This window comes from Citrobacter sp. CtB7.12 (assembly GCF_001297795.1).
Taxonomy (GTDB): domain Bacteria; phylum Pseudomonadota; class Gammaproteobacteria; order Enterobacterales; family Enterobacteriaceae; genus Citrobacter_A; species Citrobacter_A amalonaticus.
This window is the reverse complement of the sequence record NZ_LIFT01000003.1, coordinates 213,229-231,418: the sequence shown is the minus strand read 5'-3', so window position 1 is coordinate 231,418 and position 18,190 is coordinate 213,229. Positions and strand designations below refer to the sequence as shown.

15 protein-coding genes are annotated in these 18,190 nt (G+C 55.0%); 9 read left to right on the top strand and 6 right to left on the bottom strand.

The features are described 5' to 3' along the window. Positions 1-31: 31 nt before the first annotated feature. Entirely contained in the window at positions 32-886 is an 855-nt protein-coding gene (gene kdsA, locus AOY24_RS05065; protein ID WP_043000485.1) for a 3-deoxy-8-phosphooctulonate synthase, read from the top strand. Positions 887-939: 53 nt separating this feature from the next. Here kdsA and chaA read toward each other — a convergent pair whose 3' ends face one another. Further along, entirely contained in the window at positions 940-2,040 is a 1,101-nt protein-coding gene (gene chaA, locus AOY24_RS05060; RefSeq protein WP_043000486.1) for a sodium-potassium/proton antiporter ChaA, read from the bottom strand. Between the two features lie 273 nt (positions 2,041-2,313). On the opposite strand from chaA, the gene chaB reads away from it, so the two are divergent. Together chaB and AOY24_RS05050 are read left to right on the top strand one after the other, a co-directional pair. Beyond that, positions 2,314-2,544 carry a putative cation transport regulator ChaB gene (gene chaB / locus AOY24_RS05055; protein ID WP_043000487.1) on the top strand — a complete coding sequence of 77 codons (231 nt, stop codon included), beginning with the start codon at positions 2,314-2,316 and terminating at the stop codon, positions 2,542-2,544. Positions 2,545-2,740: 196 nt separating this feature from the next. Then, positions 2,741-3,436: a gamma-glutamylcyclotransferase gene (locus tag AOY24_RS05050; RefSeq protein WP_054176257.1), complete on the top strand. Its 696-nt coding sequence runs from the start codon at positions 2,741-2,743 to the stop codon at positions 3,434-3,436. Positions 3,437-3,483: 47 nt separating this feature from the next. Here the strand turns inward: AOY24_RS05050 and AOY24_RS05045 are convergent, their stop codons facing one another. Beyond that, the gene (locus AOY24_RS05045; RefSeq protein ID WP_042318612.1) at positions 3,484-3,729 is read right to left on the bottom strand and encodes a DUF1883 domain-containing protein; all 246 of its coding nucleotides are present in this window, start codon (positions 3,727-3,729) and stop codon (positions 3,484-3,486) included. A gap of 263 nt (positions 3,730-3,992) precedes the next feature. Next, complete coding sequence (locus tag AOY24_RS05040; protein ID WP_043000489.1) at positions 3,993-4,346, bottom strand: DsrE/DsrF/TusD sulfur relay family protein; 354 nt, start codon at positions 4,344-4,346, stop codon at positions 3,993-3,995. Positions 4,347-4,554: 208 nt separating this feature from the next. Between AOY24_RS05040 and AOY24_RS05035 the strand changes: the two genes are divergently transcribed. Further along, a complete protein-coding gene (locus AOY24_RS05035; protein ID WP_054176256.1) occupies positions 4,555-5,961 on the top strand; it encodes a YchO/YchP family invasin in 1,407 nt (468 codons plus the stop codon). Here the strand turns inward: AOY24_RS05035 and narL are convergent, their stop codons facing one another. After that, the gene (narL, locus tag AOY24_RS05030; RefSeq protein WP_042318615.1) at positions 5,962-6,612 is read right to left on the bottom strand and encodes a two-component system response regulator NarL; all 651 of its coding nucleotides are present in this window, start codon (positions 6,610-6,612) and stop codon (positions 5,962-5,964) included. Further along, a complete protein-coding gene (gene narX / locus AOY24_RS05025; RefSeq protein WP_043000492.1) occupies positions 6,605-8,401 on the bottom strand; it encodes a nitrate/nitrite two-component system sensor histidine kinase NarX in 1,797 nt (598 codons plus the stop codon). Before narX ends, narL begins: the two co-directional genes overlap by 8 nt. Before the next feature lie 352 nt (positions 8,402-8,753). Between narX and AOY24_RS05020 the strand changes: the two genes are divergently transcribed. From AOY24_RS05020 to narI, 5 genes are all read left to right on the top strand, one after another. Then, a complete protein-coding gene (locus AOY24_RS05020) occupies positions 8,754-10,145 on the top strand; it encodes a NarK family nitrate/nitrite MFS transporter (RefSeq protein ID WP_054176255.1) in 1,392 nt (463 codons plus the stop codon). Positions 10,146-10,536: 391 nt separating this feature from the next. Further along, on the top strand, positions 10,537-14,280 hold the full coding sequence (locus AOY24_RS05015) for a nitrate reductase subunit alpha (protein ID WP_054176254.1): 3,744 nt from the start codon (positions 10,537-10,539) through the stop codon (positions 14,278-14,280). Continuing rightward, the gene (gene narH, locus AOY24_RS05010) at positions 14,277-15,812 is read left to right on the top strand and encodes a nitrate reductase subunit beta (protein WP_044257698.1); all 1,536 of its coding nucleotides are present in this window, start codon (positions 14,277-14,279) and stop codon (positions 15,810-15,812) included. The genes AOY24_RS05015 and narH overlap by 4 nt, the downstream gene beginning before the upstream one ends. After that, entirely contained in the window at positions 15,809-16,519 is a 711-nt protein-coding gene (narJ, locus tag AOY24_RS05005; protein WP_054176253.1) for a nitrate reductase molybdenum cofactor assembly chaperone, read from the top strand. The genes narH and narJ overlap by 4 nt, the downstream gene beginning before the upstream one ends. Beyond that, positions 16,519-17,196 (top strand): respiratory nitrate reductase subunit gamma, encoded by a 678-nt coding sequence (narI, locus tag AOY24_RS05000; protein WP_044257700.1) that lies wholly within the window; start codon positions 16,519-16,521, stop codon positions 17,194-17,196. The genes narJ and narI overlap by 1 nt, the downstream gene beginning before the upstream one ends. Here the strand turns inward: narI and AOY24_RS04995 are convergent. Beyond that, entirely contained in the window at positions 17,190-18,089 is a 900-nt protein-coding gene (locus AOY24_RS04995; protein WP_054176252.1) for a DMT family transporter, read from the bottom strand. The genes narI and AOY24_RS04995 overlap by 7 nt on opposite strands. Positions 18,090-18,190 lie beyond the last annotated feature (101 nt).

Sequence of the window (18,190 nt, the reverse complement as noted above, 5' to 3'; positions counted from 1 at the left end):
CGACATTCTTACTCATCATTAAGGCGATCCTATGAAACAAAAAGTGGTTAGCATTGGCGACATCAAGGTAGCAAACGATCTGCCGTTCGTGCTGTTTGGCGGGATGAACGTGCTGGAATCGCGCGATCTGGCGATGCGCATTTGTGAGCACTACGTGACCGTTACCCAGAAACTGGGTATCCCTTACGTGTTCAAGGCCTCTTTTGATAAAGCCAACCGTTCCTCTATCCACTCCTACCGTGGACCGGGCCTGGAAGAAGGGATGAAAATCTTCCAGGAACTGAAGCAGACCTTTGGCGTAAAAGTGATCACCGACGTTCATGAAGCCAGCCAGGCGCAGCCTGTCGCTGACGTTGTAGATGTGATTCAGTTACCGGCGTTCCTCGCGCGTCAGACCGATCTGGTGGAAGCGATGGCGAAAACCGGCGCGGTCATCAACGTGAAGAAACCGCAGTTCGTGAGCCCGGGTCAGATGGGCAACATCGTGGATAAATTCCATGAAGGTGGTAACGACAAGGTGATCCTGTGTGACCGTGGGGCAAACTTCGGTTATGACAACCTCGTTGTCGATATGCTGGGCTTCAGCGTGATGAAGAAAGTTTCTGGCAACAGCCCGGTGATTTTCGACGTGACCCACGCGCTGCAGTGCCGCGACCCGTTTGGCGCAGCGTCTGGTGGCCGTCGTGGTCAGGTGACTGAGCTGGCGCGTGCCGGTATGGCGGTCGGTCTGGCCGGTCTGTTCATTGAAGCGCATCCGGATCCGGACAACGCGAAATGCGACGGCCCATCCGCGCTACCGCTGGCGAAGCTGGAACAGTTCCTGGTGCAGATGAAAGCGGTTGACGATCTGGTGAAAAGCTTCGACGAGCTCGACACTGAGAACTAAGTCACGCAGAAACAGAAAACCCCGCCGCAGCGGGGTTTTTTTCGTCTGAGGGATCAGGCAAAGATCGTCATCAGATAGGCGGCAAACAGCGCCAGATGCGCCGCACCGTTCAGTACGTTAGTGCGCCCCGTTGAGAACGAGATATGGCACAGCACCAGTGACGCTACCATCACCACCATTTCTGGTGCGTCTAAGCCGAACACCAGGTCATTCCCCGTCGCCCACGCAATCAGCGTTACCACCGGTACCGTCAGAGAGATAGTGGCCAGCACTGAACCGAAGAACAGATTCATGGCGCGCTGCACCTGGTTATTCAGCACTGCTTTCAGCGCCCCAAGCCCTTCCGGAGAGAGGATCAGCAGCGCGACCAGGAAGCCGGTAAAGGCGACCGGGGCGTTCAGTTCGGTCAGCAGTGTCTCCAGCGGGTTTGCGTTCATCTTGGTGACGGCAATGACCGCAATCAGATGAATCACCAGCCAGACGGCATGCCACACATTACTGTGCGCAGAGGGCTTACCGTGATGCGGGTCGTCGTCGTCGCTGTCATCTTCGTGCTCATAAACAAACAGACTCTGGTGCGTTTTGGTCTGAATGAGCAGGAATACGCCGTACATCGCGGCAGAAATTAAGGCCACCAACAGCGCCTGGCCGGTGGTGAAATTCGCACCGGGCAGCGCCATCGGAAACACCAGCACGATAATTGCCAGCGGAAACAAGGCAATCAGATACTGTTTGATACCGAACAGATTCATATACTGAGTGGCGAACTTACGCCCGCCCAGTAATAACGAAAAGCCCACCAGACCACCAGTGACAATCATGATGATGGAATAGAGCGTGTCGCGCATCAGCGTAGGTGCCGCATCACCGGTCGCCATCAGCGCTGAGATCAGGCTGACTTCAAGAATGACCACGGACAGGCTCAGAATGAGTGAGCCGTAGGGTTCGCCGAGGCGATGAGCCAGTACGTCGGCGTGACGAACAACGCTAAAGGCGCTGCTTAAAATACCAATCAGGGCAAGAAGGTTAATGCCGATTACCGCTGGTAGTGAATGGCTGCCCCCCCACAGGAACAGCACTACCAGCGCCACAACCGGGAAAATAAGCGATGTCTCCTTATGGCGGGTTTTCACCGCCTCATGTGCATGTGTCATGAATGCTCTCCATCTCTGCAGGTCGATTTTAGTTATAAATGTAATAAAGCGTGTAAAAAATAACAGAAAACGCAGGCTTTACGGTGATATTTTACGAAATTTTACGGCATTTCGGCCTTTCACCTTTAAAACGACAGAAAGAGAAACTCTTGTTTATAGAGTGTTTAAATAACAGAAACTTATGCAGGCTGCAGGACGAATAAACCTTATTGTAGTGGCAGAGGCGCTCAGGGTTGACCACACTTAAGGTTTAGCCAAAAAGTGGAGTCAATGATGCCCTATCAAGCAAAAAAAGATCTGCCAGACAGCGTACAACACGTCTTACCCGCCCATGCCCAGGAGATCTACAAAGAGGCGTTCAATAGCGCCTGGGAGCAGTACAAGGACAAAGCCGATCGCCGCGATGATGCCAGTCGGGAAGAGACCGCACATAAGGTGGCGTGGTCAGCAGTGAAAAAAGAGTATGCCAAAGGTGAAGATGAGAAGTGGCATAAGAAATCCTAACCACTTCAATTATAAGGTCTAACGCTATAGCTCCCGTGAACGCGTAGGCGAATCGTGCTACCCGCCCCCGTTGCTGCCTTGCAAGCGGCCCATGAATTGCATATTGTCGTGATATTGGTTTCAAAATGAGCAGTTAAAATGCCCGGAAGGCGTCAAAAAGTTGTCGCAGGGAAGTATGCAGTGGCGGAGGTGTAAGGTGTTAACGCGTGATTTCTTGATGAATGCCGATTGTAAAACGGCATTTGGTGCTATTGAAGAATCACTCTTATGGTCAGCAGAGCAACGTGCAGCGTCCCTTGCGGCGACGCTGGCATGCCGACCAGATGATGGACCGGTGTGGATCTTCGGTTATGGATCGTTGATGTGGAACCCGGCGTTAGAATTTGAGGAGTCATGTACCGGTACGCTGGTGGGATGGCATCGGGCCTTTTGCCTGCGTCTCACGGCAGGGCGCGGAACCGCGTGTCAGCCGGGACGAATGCTTGCACTAAAAGAGGGCGGACGCACCACCGGTGTGGCCTATCGTCTTCCGGATGCCTCGCTTGAACAGGAATTAACGCTGTTGTGGAAGCGCGAAATGATCACCGGCTGCTACCTGCCGACGTGGTGTCAACTGACGTTGGACGACGGACGAACGGTCAATGCACTGGTATTTATTATGGATCCGCGCCATCCGCTGTATGAGTCGGACACGCGAGCGCAAATTATCGCCCCGTTGATTGCTGCTGCCAGTGGGCCGCTTGGCACGAACGCGCAGTACCTGTTTTCGCTTGAACAGGAGTTGCAGAAACTGGGGATGCAGGATGAGTGTCTTAACGATCTGGTGACTAACGTGCGCGGTTTGTTAGGGGAGTCCCTGCCTGAAGGTGTTATGCGGCCGGGTTTCGCGTGAGGCTTATGTCGGCCCGGCTGCGTAAGCGCGACCGGGCCATTTGCGTATCAGGCAGCGATATAACTGATGGAATGTTCAAGCGACTGGCTATGACTGTCGATCAGGACATTCCAGACGCCGGTATACGGTACGGTCAACCATGCGTTATCACGGTTCTGCACGCTTAATATGTCGGTCTGCGTGTCTTTAACGTGATTTTTTTCGCTCATCAGATGGATGTGGCAACGCTCCGAACAGCGTACGACCACGGTATCCCCACCAAATAACTTCAAACTTGCCTTTACTAATGCCATTTCTCACCCCGTATTGAAAACAACGTACTTCCTTTCGGAAGTGCTGCGTGATGTTGTTCACATTTTACCCATGAGGCATAACACCAAAGAGTTAGGCTGCGGATGCTGATTTTGATCAAAAAATGGCATAACGATTAAACAATAGTGACAAAATCCCGGAGAAAAGCGTGATCGGGCGCACTTACTTTTGGTAAAGATACGCCCCAATAAGATTAAATTCGGAAATAACCGGCTGTTTCAGCAAGCTTGCCTGAAAAGGGGGATTAAAAGGTGAGCACTTTGTCTGCGGCCAGCGTCCATTGCGCCAGTTCCACCAGCGTTCCGACTTCCACGCCGTCGATCAGCGGCAGTGTCGTGATCCCGCGCCCGTCCGTGCAGGTCTTGCACAGTTTTACCGGGACGTTCTGGGCAGTAAGGATCTCCAGCATCTGCTGGATGTTGTAGCCTTCTGTGGGCTTCTGACCGCGCAAACCCGCCGTAACGGCATCCGACATCAGAAACAGACGAAGGTCGAGGTCGCTCGCCTGTTCACGTAACGCGATCGCCAGCCGCAGGCTGTTAAATAACGATTCGCTACCGTATGCCGCACCGTTGGCAATGATCACTATCTTTTGCATGTTGACTCCTGTTAGCGGGGAAGTTTGAATTGTCAGTCACTTATGTTACCGCGCAAGCGGGGTGATACCAACGAAAGTCTGAGGAAAAGGAGAGCCTGGCAAGAGTAAGGATATTCCTGAAAGTGTGAGAAAACCTGCAAAACGACGAGGAGTCAGGTAAGCTTTTAAAGGTTAAGTTAACTGAATTCCGTAAGAAGCTATCGTCAATTTGAGTCGTTTTGTATCGCATTCCCTCCCTCTCTGGTTACTCTTGCTGTTAGCAGGCGGTCACGCCAGTGCACAATCCTCCTTTATGCAACAGGCCGAAAATCCCTTTGATAATAACCAGGACGGGTTGCCCGATCTGGGCATGGCTCCCGAATCGCATGAAGGCGAAAAACATTTCGCCGAGATGGTAAAAGCCTTTGGCGAGGCGAGCATGATCGACAACGGTCTGGACACCGGCGAGCAGGCAAAACAATTTGCCTTTGGCCAGGTGCGCGATGCGGTGAGTGAGCAGGTGAATCAACAACTGGAATCCTGGCTGTCGCCATGGGGGAAGGCCAGCGTCAACGTGCAGGTCGATAACGAAGGCAATTTCAACGGTAGTCGCGGAAGCTGGTTTGTCCCCTGGCAGGATAACTCGCGCTACCTCACCTGGAGTCAACTGGGTCTTACTCAGCAGGATGACGGGCTGGTGAGTAATGTGGGTATCGGCCAGCGCTGGGTGCGTGACGGCTGGCTGCTCGGCTATAACACTTTCTACGATAATCTGCTCGATGAAAACCTCCAGCGCGGCGGGTTGGGCGCTGAAGCGTGGGGGGAATACCTGCGGCTGTCGGCCAATTATTACCAGCCGTTTGCCTCATGGCGCGCCCATACGCCGACGCTGGAGCAACGAATGGCGCGCGGTTACGACGTAACGGCGCAAATGCGACTGCCGTTCTACGAATATCTCAATACCAGCGTTAGCGTGGAACAATATTTTGGTGACAGCGTCGATCTGTTCGATTCCGGAACGGGCTATCACAATCCGGTGGCGGTGAAACTGGGGCTGAATTACACCCCGGTCCCGCTGGTCACGGTCACCGCCCAGCACAAGCAGGGGGAGAGCGGTCTCAGCCAGAACAACCTCGGGCTGAACCTGAACTACCGCTTCGGCGTACCGCTGAAAAAACAACTGGCTGCCAGCGAGGTGGCGGAGAGCCAGTCGCTGCGCGGAAGCCGCTACGATCATCCGCAGCGCAACAACCTGCCGACGATGGAGTATCGTCAGCGCAAAACCCTGAGCGTATTTCTGGCAACCCCACCGTGGGATCTGCATCCGGGCGAAACGGTGCCGCTAAAATTGCAGGTACGTAGTCGGCATGGCGTTCGTCATCTCACCTGGCAGGGGGACGCGCAGGCGCTGAGCCTGACGGCGGGGGCAAACGCGGAAAGCGTTGAGGGCTGGACGGTGATTATGCCGGCCTGGGACAGCAGCGAAGGCGCGAATAACCGCTGGCAGTTGTCGGTAGTGGTGGAAGATGAGAAGGGGCAGCGTGTCTCTTCCAATGAGATCACGCTCACGCTGACGGAACCCTTTATGGCAATGCCAGGGGACGATCCGCGCTGGAGGTTGCTCCCGGAGGAGTAATCAGAAGATACGTTCCTGATGCACCCACACTGCCGCTTCAACACGTGATTTAAGCTTCATCTTCTTCAGCATATGCTTCACGTGGACTTTCACCGTGCTCTCGGTGATATCCAGGCGGCGGGCAATCATTTTGTTCGGTAGACCCTGGGCGATAAGCTTCAGAATGTCACGCTCACGCGGGGTAAGTTGGGTGACATCGCGATCGGAGGTGGCGCGGTTGGCGCGCAGGCTGGCAGCCAGCACCGGCGTTAACGCTTCGCTTAAGACCATCTCTCCGGCGGCAGCCTGCTGTAACGACTTAAGCAGATCTTCCGGTTCCATATCCTTCAACAGATAACCATCAGCCCCGCGCTTGAGCGCCGTCACGACATCTTCCTCATGATTCGACACGCTAAAGACGACGATCCGTCCGGACAGCGCTTTCTCACGTAATTTGTCTAAGGTTTCCAGCCCGTTCATCCCCGGCATGTTCAGGTCGAGCAGGATCAGATCCGGGTCAAGCGATTCGGCCAGTTCGATACCCTGTTCGCCGTTGCTGGCTTCACCGACCACGGTGATATCGGGCGCCATGCTGACAAGCTGTTTGACGCCGGTCCGCAACATCGGATGATCGTCGATGAGCAGGATAGTTGCCGGTTCCTGATTATTCATGGGTATCTCCTTGAACTTCTGTGAAGTATTTTTCGGGAATAAACGTGACAGCGACTTCAGTGCCTCCCGTCTCGCGACGGCGTACCTGGCAATCTCCGCGCAGGCTCTGTGCCCGGTCACGCATAATGATCATGCCATAGTGGTTACTGCGTTCGGCGTTCTCAGGAACACCGCAGCCGTTGTCCTGTACAGTCAATTTTACCTGCTTGCCTTTCAGCGCCACGGTGACCACCACATCATCAGCGTGAGAATGCTTAAGCGCATTGCTTAAGGCTTCGCGGGCAATTTGCAGCAGGTGAATCGCCTGATGCGAAGGCACCAGGCGCGGTGGTAACTGGTAATCCAGTTTCACCGTAAAACCAAAACGGGCGCTGTATTCCTGGCAGCTGGCTTCCAGCGCGGGGCGCAGACCGGGTTCCGTCAGCCGTAAGCGAAACGTCGTCAACAGTTCACGCAGTTGCGCCCAAGACGCATTCAGCTCGTTGCGGATCTGGCCGAGCAGGTCGCGGCTGCTGTCCGGCAATGTCTCTCCCTGCATTTGCAGGCAACTGACCTGCATCTTCATACAGGACAGTGATTGTGCAATAGAATCATGCAGTTCGCGCGCAATGGTTGCACGCTCTTCCATGACAATCAACTGCTGCTGGCGTTCCTGATTGCGATCCAACGCCAGCGTCGCGGTGAGCTGTTCCACGACGGTATCCACCAGTTGCTGCTGATCGTGACTCAGGTGATGCCCCTGCGGCAGGGTCGCCAGCAAAATGCCGTACTGGGTATGGGTGTCCGTTAAGCGCCATTTCAGCGTCATTCCCCCTTCAATTGGCGGCAGCGACTCGCGGGGACAGAGATGGCACCCTTTATCATCACAGCTGATATCGGACTGGCAGGTAAATTCCTGATGGTTCTCTTCATCTTCCTGGTCATAAACCCGCAGTTCGATGTCATGCATTTGGGTCAGGTTTTGCAGACCGTTCAGCACCGGGGAGAGTCGTTCGCAAAGCGGCACCGGCGAATGCAGACGGCGGTTGGCCTGCCAGAGAAAAGAGAGGATCTGGTTTTTCTGCTCCAGCCCGGCCGTTTTTTCTCTGACGCGTTGTTCGAGCACTGAATAGCTTTCTGCCAGTTCGTCGGACATGTTATTAAGCGCGTCGCCGAGCATCGCCATCTCATTACGCCCGCCGATTTGCGCGCGTTGGGTAAAGTCGCGCTGACTGACGGCGCGGGCCATCGACAACAATTGCTTCCACGGCTGAAGCAGTCGCGCCCGCAGCCAGATAATGGTAAAGACCAGCAGCAGCGCCATAAAAATCGCCATCACCCGGTGCACCATCACCACGCGTTCGATGCGCATTTCGGTGGTGTGGTCAAACGCGGAGACGAGCCGATCAAGGCCAGCGACAAACTGGTTGACGTCGGCCGCGACGGCGTCTCTGCTACTGGCTTGCCGCAGGCCGGGGGAGAGTTCGCGATGCCAGTAATCCTGGAGGGCGCGCAGTTGTTCCTGCTGACCGTCGCGTTCTGCTGCGCGGGTCAGTTCCGGGCTGAACGCGGTCTGCTCCATCTCATCAAGCAATTTCTGGTCGTCAGCGCTCAGTGGTACCGCGGCGAGCAGTCGATAGCTTTGCATCCGCAGCGATCCGGTTTTATTAATGGCGTGCGCGCTACCCTGGACGCCCTGAACCAGCCAGCCAGAGACAGCCATACCCGCCACGCCGATCGCGGTTGAGAGCATCACAATAAGCGCCACCTGGTTAACCAGCGTGAGCGGAGAGAGACAACGTTTTAGCATAAAACCTTCTTCCTTCAGGTCTCCGGACAGCGAATGGGGAAACCTCAATGAATGACGAGAGTGCCGGGCAGAATCGGCAGTGGCGTTATTCTCGACCATCCCCTGGAGTATACCCATACCTAAAGCGAGTTACCTCTTAATTGCCGTATCCGGAGGGGATTTGAGGAAGGGGGTAGCTGCGGCAGGCAGCACTGTGAAAAACCACGTATTTTTTGGTGAATTATCCTACTCACTTAGGGTGATCATGATTTTTCCGTTGAGATATCGACAACTTTTGCTTTGATTTATATCAACTTACCTCGCGCTGTAAACCCTAATGTTTCAGGCATCGAATCGAGTATCAGAGGTGTCTATGAGTCACTCATCCGCCCCCGAAAGGGCATCTGGAGCTGTAATCACAGAATGGCGGCCGGAAGATCCGGCATTCTGGGCACAGCGAGGTCATCGTATCGCCAGTCGCAACCTGTGGATTTCTGTCCCCTGTCTGCTGCTGGCGTTTTGCGTCTGGATGTTATTCAGTGCCGTTGCGGTGAATCTGCCGAAAGTCGGTTTCACGTTTACCACTGAACAATTGTTTATGCTGACGGCGTTACCGTCGGTCTCTGGCGCGTTATTACGTGTGCCTTACTCCTTTATGGTACCGGTCTTCGGCGGTCGTCGCTGGACCGCGTTCAGTACCGGGATCCTGATTATCCCGTGCGTCTGGTTAGGGTTCGCGGTGCAGGATACGTCCACACCGTTCAGTACCTTTATCGTGATTTCACTGCTGTGCGGCTTTGCCGGCGCAAACTTTGCCTCCAGTATGGCGAACATCAGCTTCTTCTTTCCAAAGCAGAAGCAGGGCGGTGCGCTTGGGTTGAACGGCGGTCTGGGAAATATGGGCGTCAGCGTGATGCAACTGGTTGCGCCGCTGGTGGTCTCGCTGTCGATCTTCGCTGTCTTTGGCAGCCACGGCGTTGAGCAACCGGATGGTTCGCAACTGTATCTGGCGAATGCCGCATGGATCTGGGTGCCGTTCCTCGCCTTCTTCACGCTGGCGGCCTGGTTTGGTATGAACGAACTGGCGACCTCAAAAGCATCGTTGAAGGAGCAATTGCCGGTTCTCAAGCGCGGTCATCTGTGGATCATGAGCCTGCTTTATCTGGCGACGTTCGGCTCGTTCATAGGGTTTTCCGCAGGTTTTGCGATGCTGTCAAAGACCCAGTTTCCGGAGATTCAGATCCTGCATTATGCATTTTTTGGTCCCCTGATTGGCGCGCTGGCGCGTTCTGCGGGCGGGGCGATCTCTGACCGATTAGGCGGGACTCGTGTCACGCTGGTGAACTTCGTGCTGATGGCGATTTTCAGCGGTCTGCTGTTCCTGACCTTACCAACCAACGGCGCGGGCGGCAGTTTCATCGCCTTCTTCGCGGTCTTCCTTGCCTTGTTTATGACGGCCGGGCTGGGTAGCGGCTCCACCTTCCAGATGATCTCCGTTATCTTCCGTAAGCTGACGATGGATCGCGTGAAGGCGGAAGGCGGCTCTGAAGAGAAAGCGATGCGCGAAGCGGCGACCGATACGGCAGCAGCGTTAGGCTTTATCTCTGCGATTGGCGCGATTGGCGGCTTCTTTATCCCGAAAGCGTTTGGTACCTCGCTGGCCTTAACCGGCTCACCGGTTGACGCGATGAAAGTCTTCCTGATCTTCTATATCGCCTGTGTGATTATCACCTGGTTGGTATACGGACGACATTCGAAAAAATAAAAACAGCAGTCATGTATTCCCCATTGCGCGGCGTTAGACCGCGCTTTTTTTTGCCTCTAATTAGTTACAACATACTGTTGGTTTTATTGTCACGTCGTTCTGTCAGTTCGTTGCGAAAAGAGGTCAACCAGAGGGGCATACCCCTTAATACCCGCTCGTAAAGAATTTAACATTTGCGGAAAATACGATTGAAAAAATAAGCTTTAAAAACAGATGGATATTGTTAAATGCCCAATCCTCCGAAAGGGGTATTTCAAAAATTACCCTCCATTTTCATCCCTGTATGCCTTGATCGTTATCAATTCTCACGACCTTTCAGAGCGTTACCTTCGCTCTCAATCAAGCAATGTCGATTTATCAGAGAGCCGTCAGGCTCCACAGGAGAGAACCGATGAGTAAATTCCTGGACCGGTTTCGCTACTTCAAGCAGAAGGGTGAAACCTTTGCCAATGGGCACGGCCAGCTTCTCGAAACCAACCGGGACTGGGAGGATGGATATCGCCAGCGTTGGCAGCACGATAAAGTTGTGCGCTCAACCCACGGGGTTAACTGCACCGGCTCATGTAGCTGGAAAATCTACGTTAAAAACGGTCTGGTGACCTGGGAAACCCAGCAAACCGACTACCCACGTACCCGTCCGGACATGCCAAACCACGAGCCTCGTGGCTGTCCGCGTGGTGCGAGTTACTCCTGGTATCTCTACAGTGCTAACCGACTGAAATACCCGCTGATGCGCAAACGTCTGATGAAGATGTGGCGTGAGGCGAAGACACTGCACAGCGATCCGGTTGACGCCTGGGCGTCCATCATCGAAGACGCCGATAAAGCAAAAAGCTTTAAACAAGCGCGTGGTCGCGGTGGTTTCGTCCGTTCCTCCTGGCAGGAAGTGAATGAGCTGATTGCCGCTTCTAACGTCTATACCGTGAAAACGTACGGCCCGGACCGCGTAGCGGGCTTCTCGCCGATCCCGGCGATGTCGATGGTTTCTTATGCGTCCGGCGCGCGTTATCTCTCCCTGATTGGCGGCACCTGCCTGAGCTTCTACGACTGGTACTGTGACCTGCCACCGGCATCTCCGCAGACCTGGGGTGAGCAGACCGACGTGCCGGAATCCGCTGACTGGTACAACTCCAGCTACATCATCGCCTGGGGATCTAACGTTCCGCAGACCCGTACGCCGGATGCTCACTTCTTTACCGAAGTCCGTTATAAAGGCACCAAAACCGTTGCGGTAACGCCGGACTACGCTGAAATCGCCAAGCTGTGCGACCTCTGGCTGGCGCCGAAGCAGGGCACCGATGCGGCGATGGCGTTGGCAATGGGTCACGTCATGCTGCGTGAATTCCATCTCGACAATCCGAGCCAGTACTTTACCGACTACGTACGTCGCTACACCGACATGCCGATGCTGGTGATGCTGGAAGCGCGTGACGGTTACTATGCCGCGGGCCGTATGCTGCGCGCTGCTGACCTTGTGGATGCGCTGGGCCAGGAAAATAATCCGCAATGGAAAACCGTTGCCATTAACAACAATGGTGACATGGTTGCGCCGAACGGCTCGATTGGTTTCCGCTGGGGTGAAAAAGGCAAATGGAACCTCGAGCAGCGCGATGGTACGACCGGTGCCGAGACAGAACTGCAATTGAGTCTGCTGGGTAGCCAGGACGAGATCGCCGAGGTGGGCTTCCCGTACTTTGGTGGTGAAGGCACCGAGCACTTCAATAAAGTCGAACTGGAAAACGTGTTGCTGCACAAACTGCCGGCTAAACGTCTGCAACTGGCAGACGGCACAACGGCGCTGGTTACCACCGTCTATGACCTGACGATGGCTAACTACGGTCTGGAACGCGGTCTGAACGATGCCAACTGCGCCACCAGTTATGACGACATCAAAGCGTATACCCCGGCGTGGGCAGAACAGATTACCGGCGTACCACGTGCACAGATCACCCGCATCGCGCGTGAGTTTGCCGACAACGCCGATAAGACGCATGGCCGTTCGATGATCATCGTCGGTGCCGGTCTGAACCACTGGTATCACCTCGATATGAACTATCGTGGTCTGATCAACATGCTGGTGTTCTGTGGCTGTATCGGCCAGAGCGGCGGCGGCTGGGCGCACTATGTCGGCCAGGAAAAACTGCGTCCGCAGACCGGCTGGCAGCCGCTGGCGTTTGCCCTCGACTGGCAGCGTCCGGCACGTCACATGAACAGTACGTCGTACTTCTACAACCACTCCAGCCAGTGGCGCTATGAGACCGTTACCGCGCAGGAACTGCTGTCACCACTGGCGGATAAATCGCGCTACAGCGGTCATCTGATTGATTTCAACGTGCGTGCTGAGCGCATGGGCTGGCTGCCGTCCGCACCGCAGCTTGGTACCAACCCGTTGACTATCGCCGAAGACGCGAAGAAAGCCGGGATGACGCCGGTGGATTACACCGTCAAATCACTGAAAGAAGGTTCGATCCGTTTCGCGGCCGAGCAGCCGGAGAACGGGAAAAACCATCCGCGCAACCTGTTCATCTGGCGCTCCAACCTGCTGGGCTCGTCCGGTAAGGGGCATGAATACATGCTGAAATACCTGCTGGGAACTGAACACGGGATCCAGGGGAAAGATCTGGGTCAGCAGGGAGGCGTGAAGCCGGAAGAAGTGGAATGGCAGGACAACGGTCTCGACGGCAAGCTGGACCTGGTCGTGACGCTGGACTTCCGTCTGTCGAGTACCTGTTTGTACTCCGACATCGTGCTGCCAACGGCTACCTGGTATGAAAAAGACGACATGAATACCTCGGATATGCATCCGTTTATTCATCCGCTGTCTGCGGCCGTTGACCCGGCCTGGGAATCGAAAAGCGACTGGGAAATCTACAAGGCTATCGCGAAGAAATTCTCAGAAGTCTGCGTGGGGCATCTCGGGAAAGAGACAGATGTCGTCACGCTGCCGATTCAACACGATTCTGCCGCCGAACTGGCGCAGCCGCTGGACGTGAAGGACTGGAATAAAGGCGAATGCGATCTGATTCCGGGCGTCACCGCGCCGCACATTATGACCGTTGAACGCGATTACCCGGCGACTTATGAACGGTTCACCTCGATCGGCCCGCTGATGGAGAAAATCGGTAACGGCGGTAAAGGGATCGCCTGGAATACTCAGAGCGAAATGGACCTGCTGCGTAAGCTTAACTACACCAAGGCAGACGGCCCGGCAAAAGGCCAACCAATGCTCAACACCGCCATTGACGCGGCAGAGATGATCCTGACCCTGGCGCCGGAAACGAATGGCCACGTGGCGGTAAAAGCCTGGGCCGCGCTCAGCGAGTTTACCGGACGCGACCATACGCATCTGGCGACCAATAAAGAAGAGGAAAAAATCCGCTTCCGCGATATCCAGGCGCAGCCGCGTAAGATCATCTCCAGCCCGACGTGGTCCGGTCTGGAAGACGAACACGTCTCTTACAACGCCGGTTACACCAACGTACACGAGCTGATTCCGTGGCGTACGCTGACCGGTCGTCAGTCGCTGTATCAGGATCACCAGTGGATGCGTGATTTCGGCGAAAGCCTGCTGGTTTACCGTCCGCCTATCGACACCCGTTCGGTGAAATCAGTGATGGGCGAGAAATCCAACGGTAACCCGGAAAAAGCGCTCAACTTCCTGACGCCACACCAGAAATGGGGCATCCACTCTACCTACAGCGACAACCTGCTGATGCTGACCTTGTCACGCGGCGGCCCGATTGTGTGGATGAGTGAAACCGACGCCAAAGATTTGGGCATTGAAGATAACGACTGGATCGAAGTGTTCAACAGTAACGGTGCCCTGACGGCGCGTGCGGTGGTAAGCCAGCGTGTTCCGGCCGGGATGACCATGATGTACCACGCCCAGGAACGTATCGTGAACCTGCCAGGGTCTGAAATTACCCAGCAGCGCGGCGGGATCCACAACTCAGTGACCCGTATTACGCCAAAACCCACTCACATGATTGGTGGCTATGCGCAACTGGCCTACGGCTTTAACTACTACGGTACCGTCGGTTCAAACCGTGATGAATTTGTTGTGGTACGTAAGATGAAGAACATTAACTGGTTGGATGGCGAAGGCAATGACCAGGTACAGGAGAGCGTAAAATGAAAATTCGTTCACAAGTCGGCATGGTGCTGAATCTCGATAAGTGCATCGGCTGCCACACCTGTTCTGTGACCTGTAAAAATGTCTGGACCAGCCGCGAAGGAATGGAATACGCCTGGTTCAACAACGTGGAAAGCAAGCCTGGCGTTGGTTTCCCGAATGACTGGGAAAACCAGGAGAAATGGAAGGGCGGCTGGATCCGTAAAATCAACGGCAAACTGCAGCCGCGTATGGGGAACCGTGCGATGCTGCTCGGTAAAATTTTCGCCAACCCGCATCTGCCGGGAATTGACGACTATTACGAGCCGTTTGACTACGACTACCAGAACCTGCACAACGCGCCGGAAAGTAAGCACCAGCCGATTGCCCGTCCACGCTCGCTGATTACCGGCAAGCGGATGGACAAAATCACCAGCGGTCCGAACTGGGAAGAAATTCTGGGTGGCGAATTTGAAAAACGCGCCAAAGACCAGAACTTCGAAAACATGCAGAAGGCGATGTACGGTCAGTTTGAAAACACCTTCATGATGTATCTGCCGCGCCTGTGCGAGCACTGCCTCAACCCGGCGTGTGTGGCGACCTGCCCGAGCGGCGCCATCTACAAGCGTGAAGAAGACGGCATCGTGCTGATCGACCAGGATAAGTGCCGCGGCTGGCGGATGTGCATCACCGGCTGTCCGTACAAAAAGATCTACTTCAACTGGAAGAGTGGGAAGTCCGAGAAGTGCATCTTCTGTTATCCGCGTATTGAAGCTGGCCAGCCAACCGTCTGTTCCGAAACCTGCGTGGGCCGTATTCGTTATCTCGGCGTACTGCTGTATGACGCAGATGCGATTGAAAGCGCGGCGAGCACCGAACACGAAAAAGATCTGTATCAGCGCCAACTGGATGTCTTCCTCGATCCGAACGACCCGGTGGTCATCGAACAGGCGCTGAAAGACGGTATTCCATTGAGCGTGATTGATGCCGCACAGCAGTCGCCGGTTTATAAAATGGCGATGGACTGGAAGCTGGCACTGCCGCTGCATCCGGAATATCGCACGCTGCCGATGGTATGGTATGTGCCGCCGCTGTCCCCGATTCAGTCGGCGGCGGATGCGGGTGAGCTTGGCAGCAACGGCATTCTGCCGGACGTCGACAGCCTGCGTATTCCGGTTCAGTACCTTGCTAACTTGCTCACCGCAGGCGATACCCAACCGGTGCTGCTGGCGCTGAAACGGATGCTGGCGATGCGTCACTATAAACGTGCGGAAACCGTTGACGGTAAAGTGGATACCCGCGCGCTGGAAGAGGTGGGCTTAAGCGAAGCACAGGCGCAGGAGATGTACCGCTATCTAGCGATTGCCAACTACGAAGATCGTTTTGTCGTACCGAGTAGCCATCGTGAACTGGCGCGTGATGCGTTCCCGGAGAAAAGCGGTTGTGGCTTTACCTTCGGCGACGGTTGCCACGGTTCTGACACCAAATTCAACCTGTTCAACAGCCGCCGCATTGACGCCATCGATGTGACCAGCAAAACGGAGCCGCACCAATGATTGAACTCGTCATTGTTTCGCGTCTGCTCGAGTACCCGGATGCTGCCCTGTGGCAGCATCAGCAGGAACTGTACGATGCACTCGCGTCATCTGAAAATCTTGATAAAGAGGATGCGCATACGCTCAGCGTTTTCCTGCGCGATTTAACCGCGCAGGAGATGCTGGATGTGCAGGCCAACTACAGCGAACTGTTTGACCGCGGTCGGGCAACCTCGCTATTGCTGTTCGAACATGTCCACGGTGAGTCACGCGACCGCGGTCAGGCGATGGTTGATCTGATGGCGCAGTACGAGCAGCACGGTTTACAGCTCGACAGTCGTGAATTGCCGGATCATCTGCCGCTGTATCTGGAATACCTGGCACAGTTGCCGAAGCGCGAGGCGCTGGGCGGGTTGCAGGATATCGCCCCGATTCTGGCGCTACTGAGTGCGCGTCTGCAACAACGTGAAAGCCGCTATGCGGTGCTGTTCGATCTGCTGCTGAAGCTGGCGAATGCGGCGATCGACAGAGACAAAGTTGCCGAAAAAATTGCCGATGAAGTTCGCGACGATACGCCGCAAGCGCTCGATGCGGTCTGGGAAGAAGAGCAGGTGAAATTCTTTGCCGATCAGGGCTGCGGCGAGTCTGAAATCTCCGCTCACCAGCGTCGTTTTGCCGGAGCCGTTGCGCCGCAATATCTGAATATCACCACCGGAGGACAGCAATAATGCACTTCCTGAATATGTTCTTCTTTGACATCTATCCGTATATCGCCGGGTCTGTGTTTCTGATTGGTAGCTGGCTGCGTTATGACTACGGTCAGTATACCTGGCGCGCCGCGTCCAGCCAGATGCTGGATCGCAAGGGGATGAACATGGCCTCAAACCTGTTCCACTTCGGGATTCTGGGGATCTTCGCCGGTCACTTCCTCGGTATGCTGACGCCGCACTGGATGTATGAAGCGTGGCTGCCTATTGAAGTGAAACAGAAGATGGCAATGATTGGCGGCGGCGCGGCGGGCCTGATGTGTCTCGTGGGCGGCGTGTTGTTGCTCAAACGTCGTCTGTTTAGCCCACGCGTGCGGGCGACCACCACCGGCGCAGACATCCTGATCCTCTCGCTGCTGGTGATCCAGTGTGCGCTGGGACTGTCGACCATTCCGTTCTCCGCCCAGCATATGGACGGCAGCGAAATGATGAAACTGGTGGGATGGGCGCAGTCTGTGGTGACGTTCCACGGGGGGGCATCGGCGCATCTGGAGGGGGTGGCGTTTATCTTCCGTCTGCACCTGGTACTGGGGATGACGCTGTTCCTGCTGTTCCCGTTCTCCCGTCTGGTACACATCTGGAGCGCGCCCGTGGAGTATCTGACGCGCAAATACCAGATTGTTCGCGCCCGTCACTGATGGGTGGCTTTATCAGAAACCTCGCATTCGCGGGGTTTTTTTTCGCCCCAGCCGAGGTTATTTCCTGCCGCCGCAAACAGAATTAACGCGCCGCCTGTCAGTTGTGTGGCGTTAAGTGAATGACCAAACACCACGTTATCGACGACGATCGCCACCACCGGATAAATAAAGGATAACGAACCGGTAACAGGCGTGGGCAATTTCTGAATGGCGCTGTACAGCAACTGGTACATGATGCCGGTATGAACAATCCCCAGCGTCAGTAAGATACCCCACGGGTATGCGTGGGTGAGCGTCGGGAACTGGGCCAGCGGCAAGAGCATGACCACCCCCGTCAGCACCTGAATAAAGGCAATATGCTGTGGCGCGATGCTTCTCAGTCTGCGGGTAATAATTGCCGTCAGGGCGTAAAAGAACGCTGCACCAAGTGCGAGGGCCACACCGGTTAACCAGGCTGTAGGATGGCCTCCGGTCAGTTCACCCGATAATAAAATGACCACGCCACCAAAGGCGAGGAACAGCCAGCCCCATTTTACTGCACTGACTCGCTCGCCCATCAGCATTCCCATCATCACCAGCATAAAGGGCTGGGTGTTATACACCACGGTCGACAGACCGATTGAGATGCGCTCGTAGGCGGCAAACAGCAGCAACCAGTTTACGACCAGCGCGATGCCGCCCAGGATTGCCAGCCCCAACGTGACGCTGGTCAGCGGGCTAAACGGTTGTTTGCTGAGACGGATAAAGAGAAATAGCGCGATAGCCCCAATCAGGCAGCGCCAGAACACCACGTCAGTAACCGGCAGGCCGGAAAGTAACACAAACGCGCCGATTGAACCGGAAATCACCATTGCCAGGCTCATTTGCCAGACGCCTTGCTGAAGATCACGCATCACACACCTCCTGATTGAAGGCTCTATTTTCGAAAATGGCTGTTCGCTTTTACAGCGTTGATATAAGGTGAAATGCGTGAATAACTTTTTATTATCAGGAA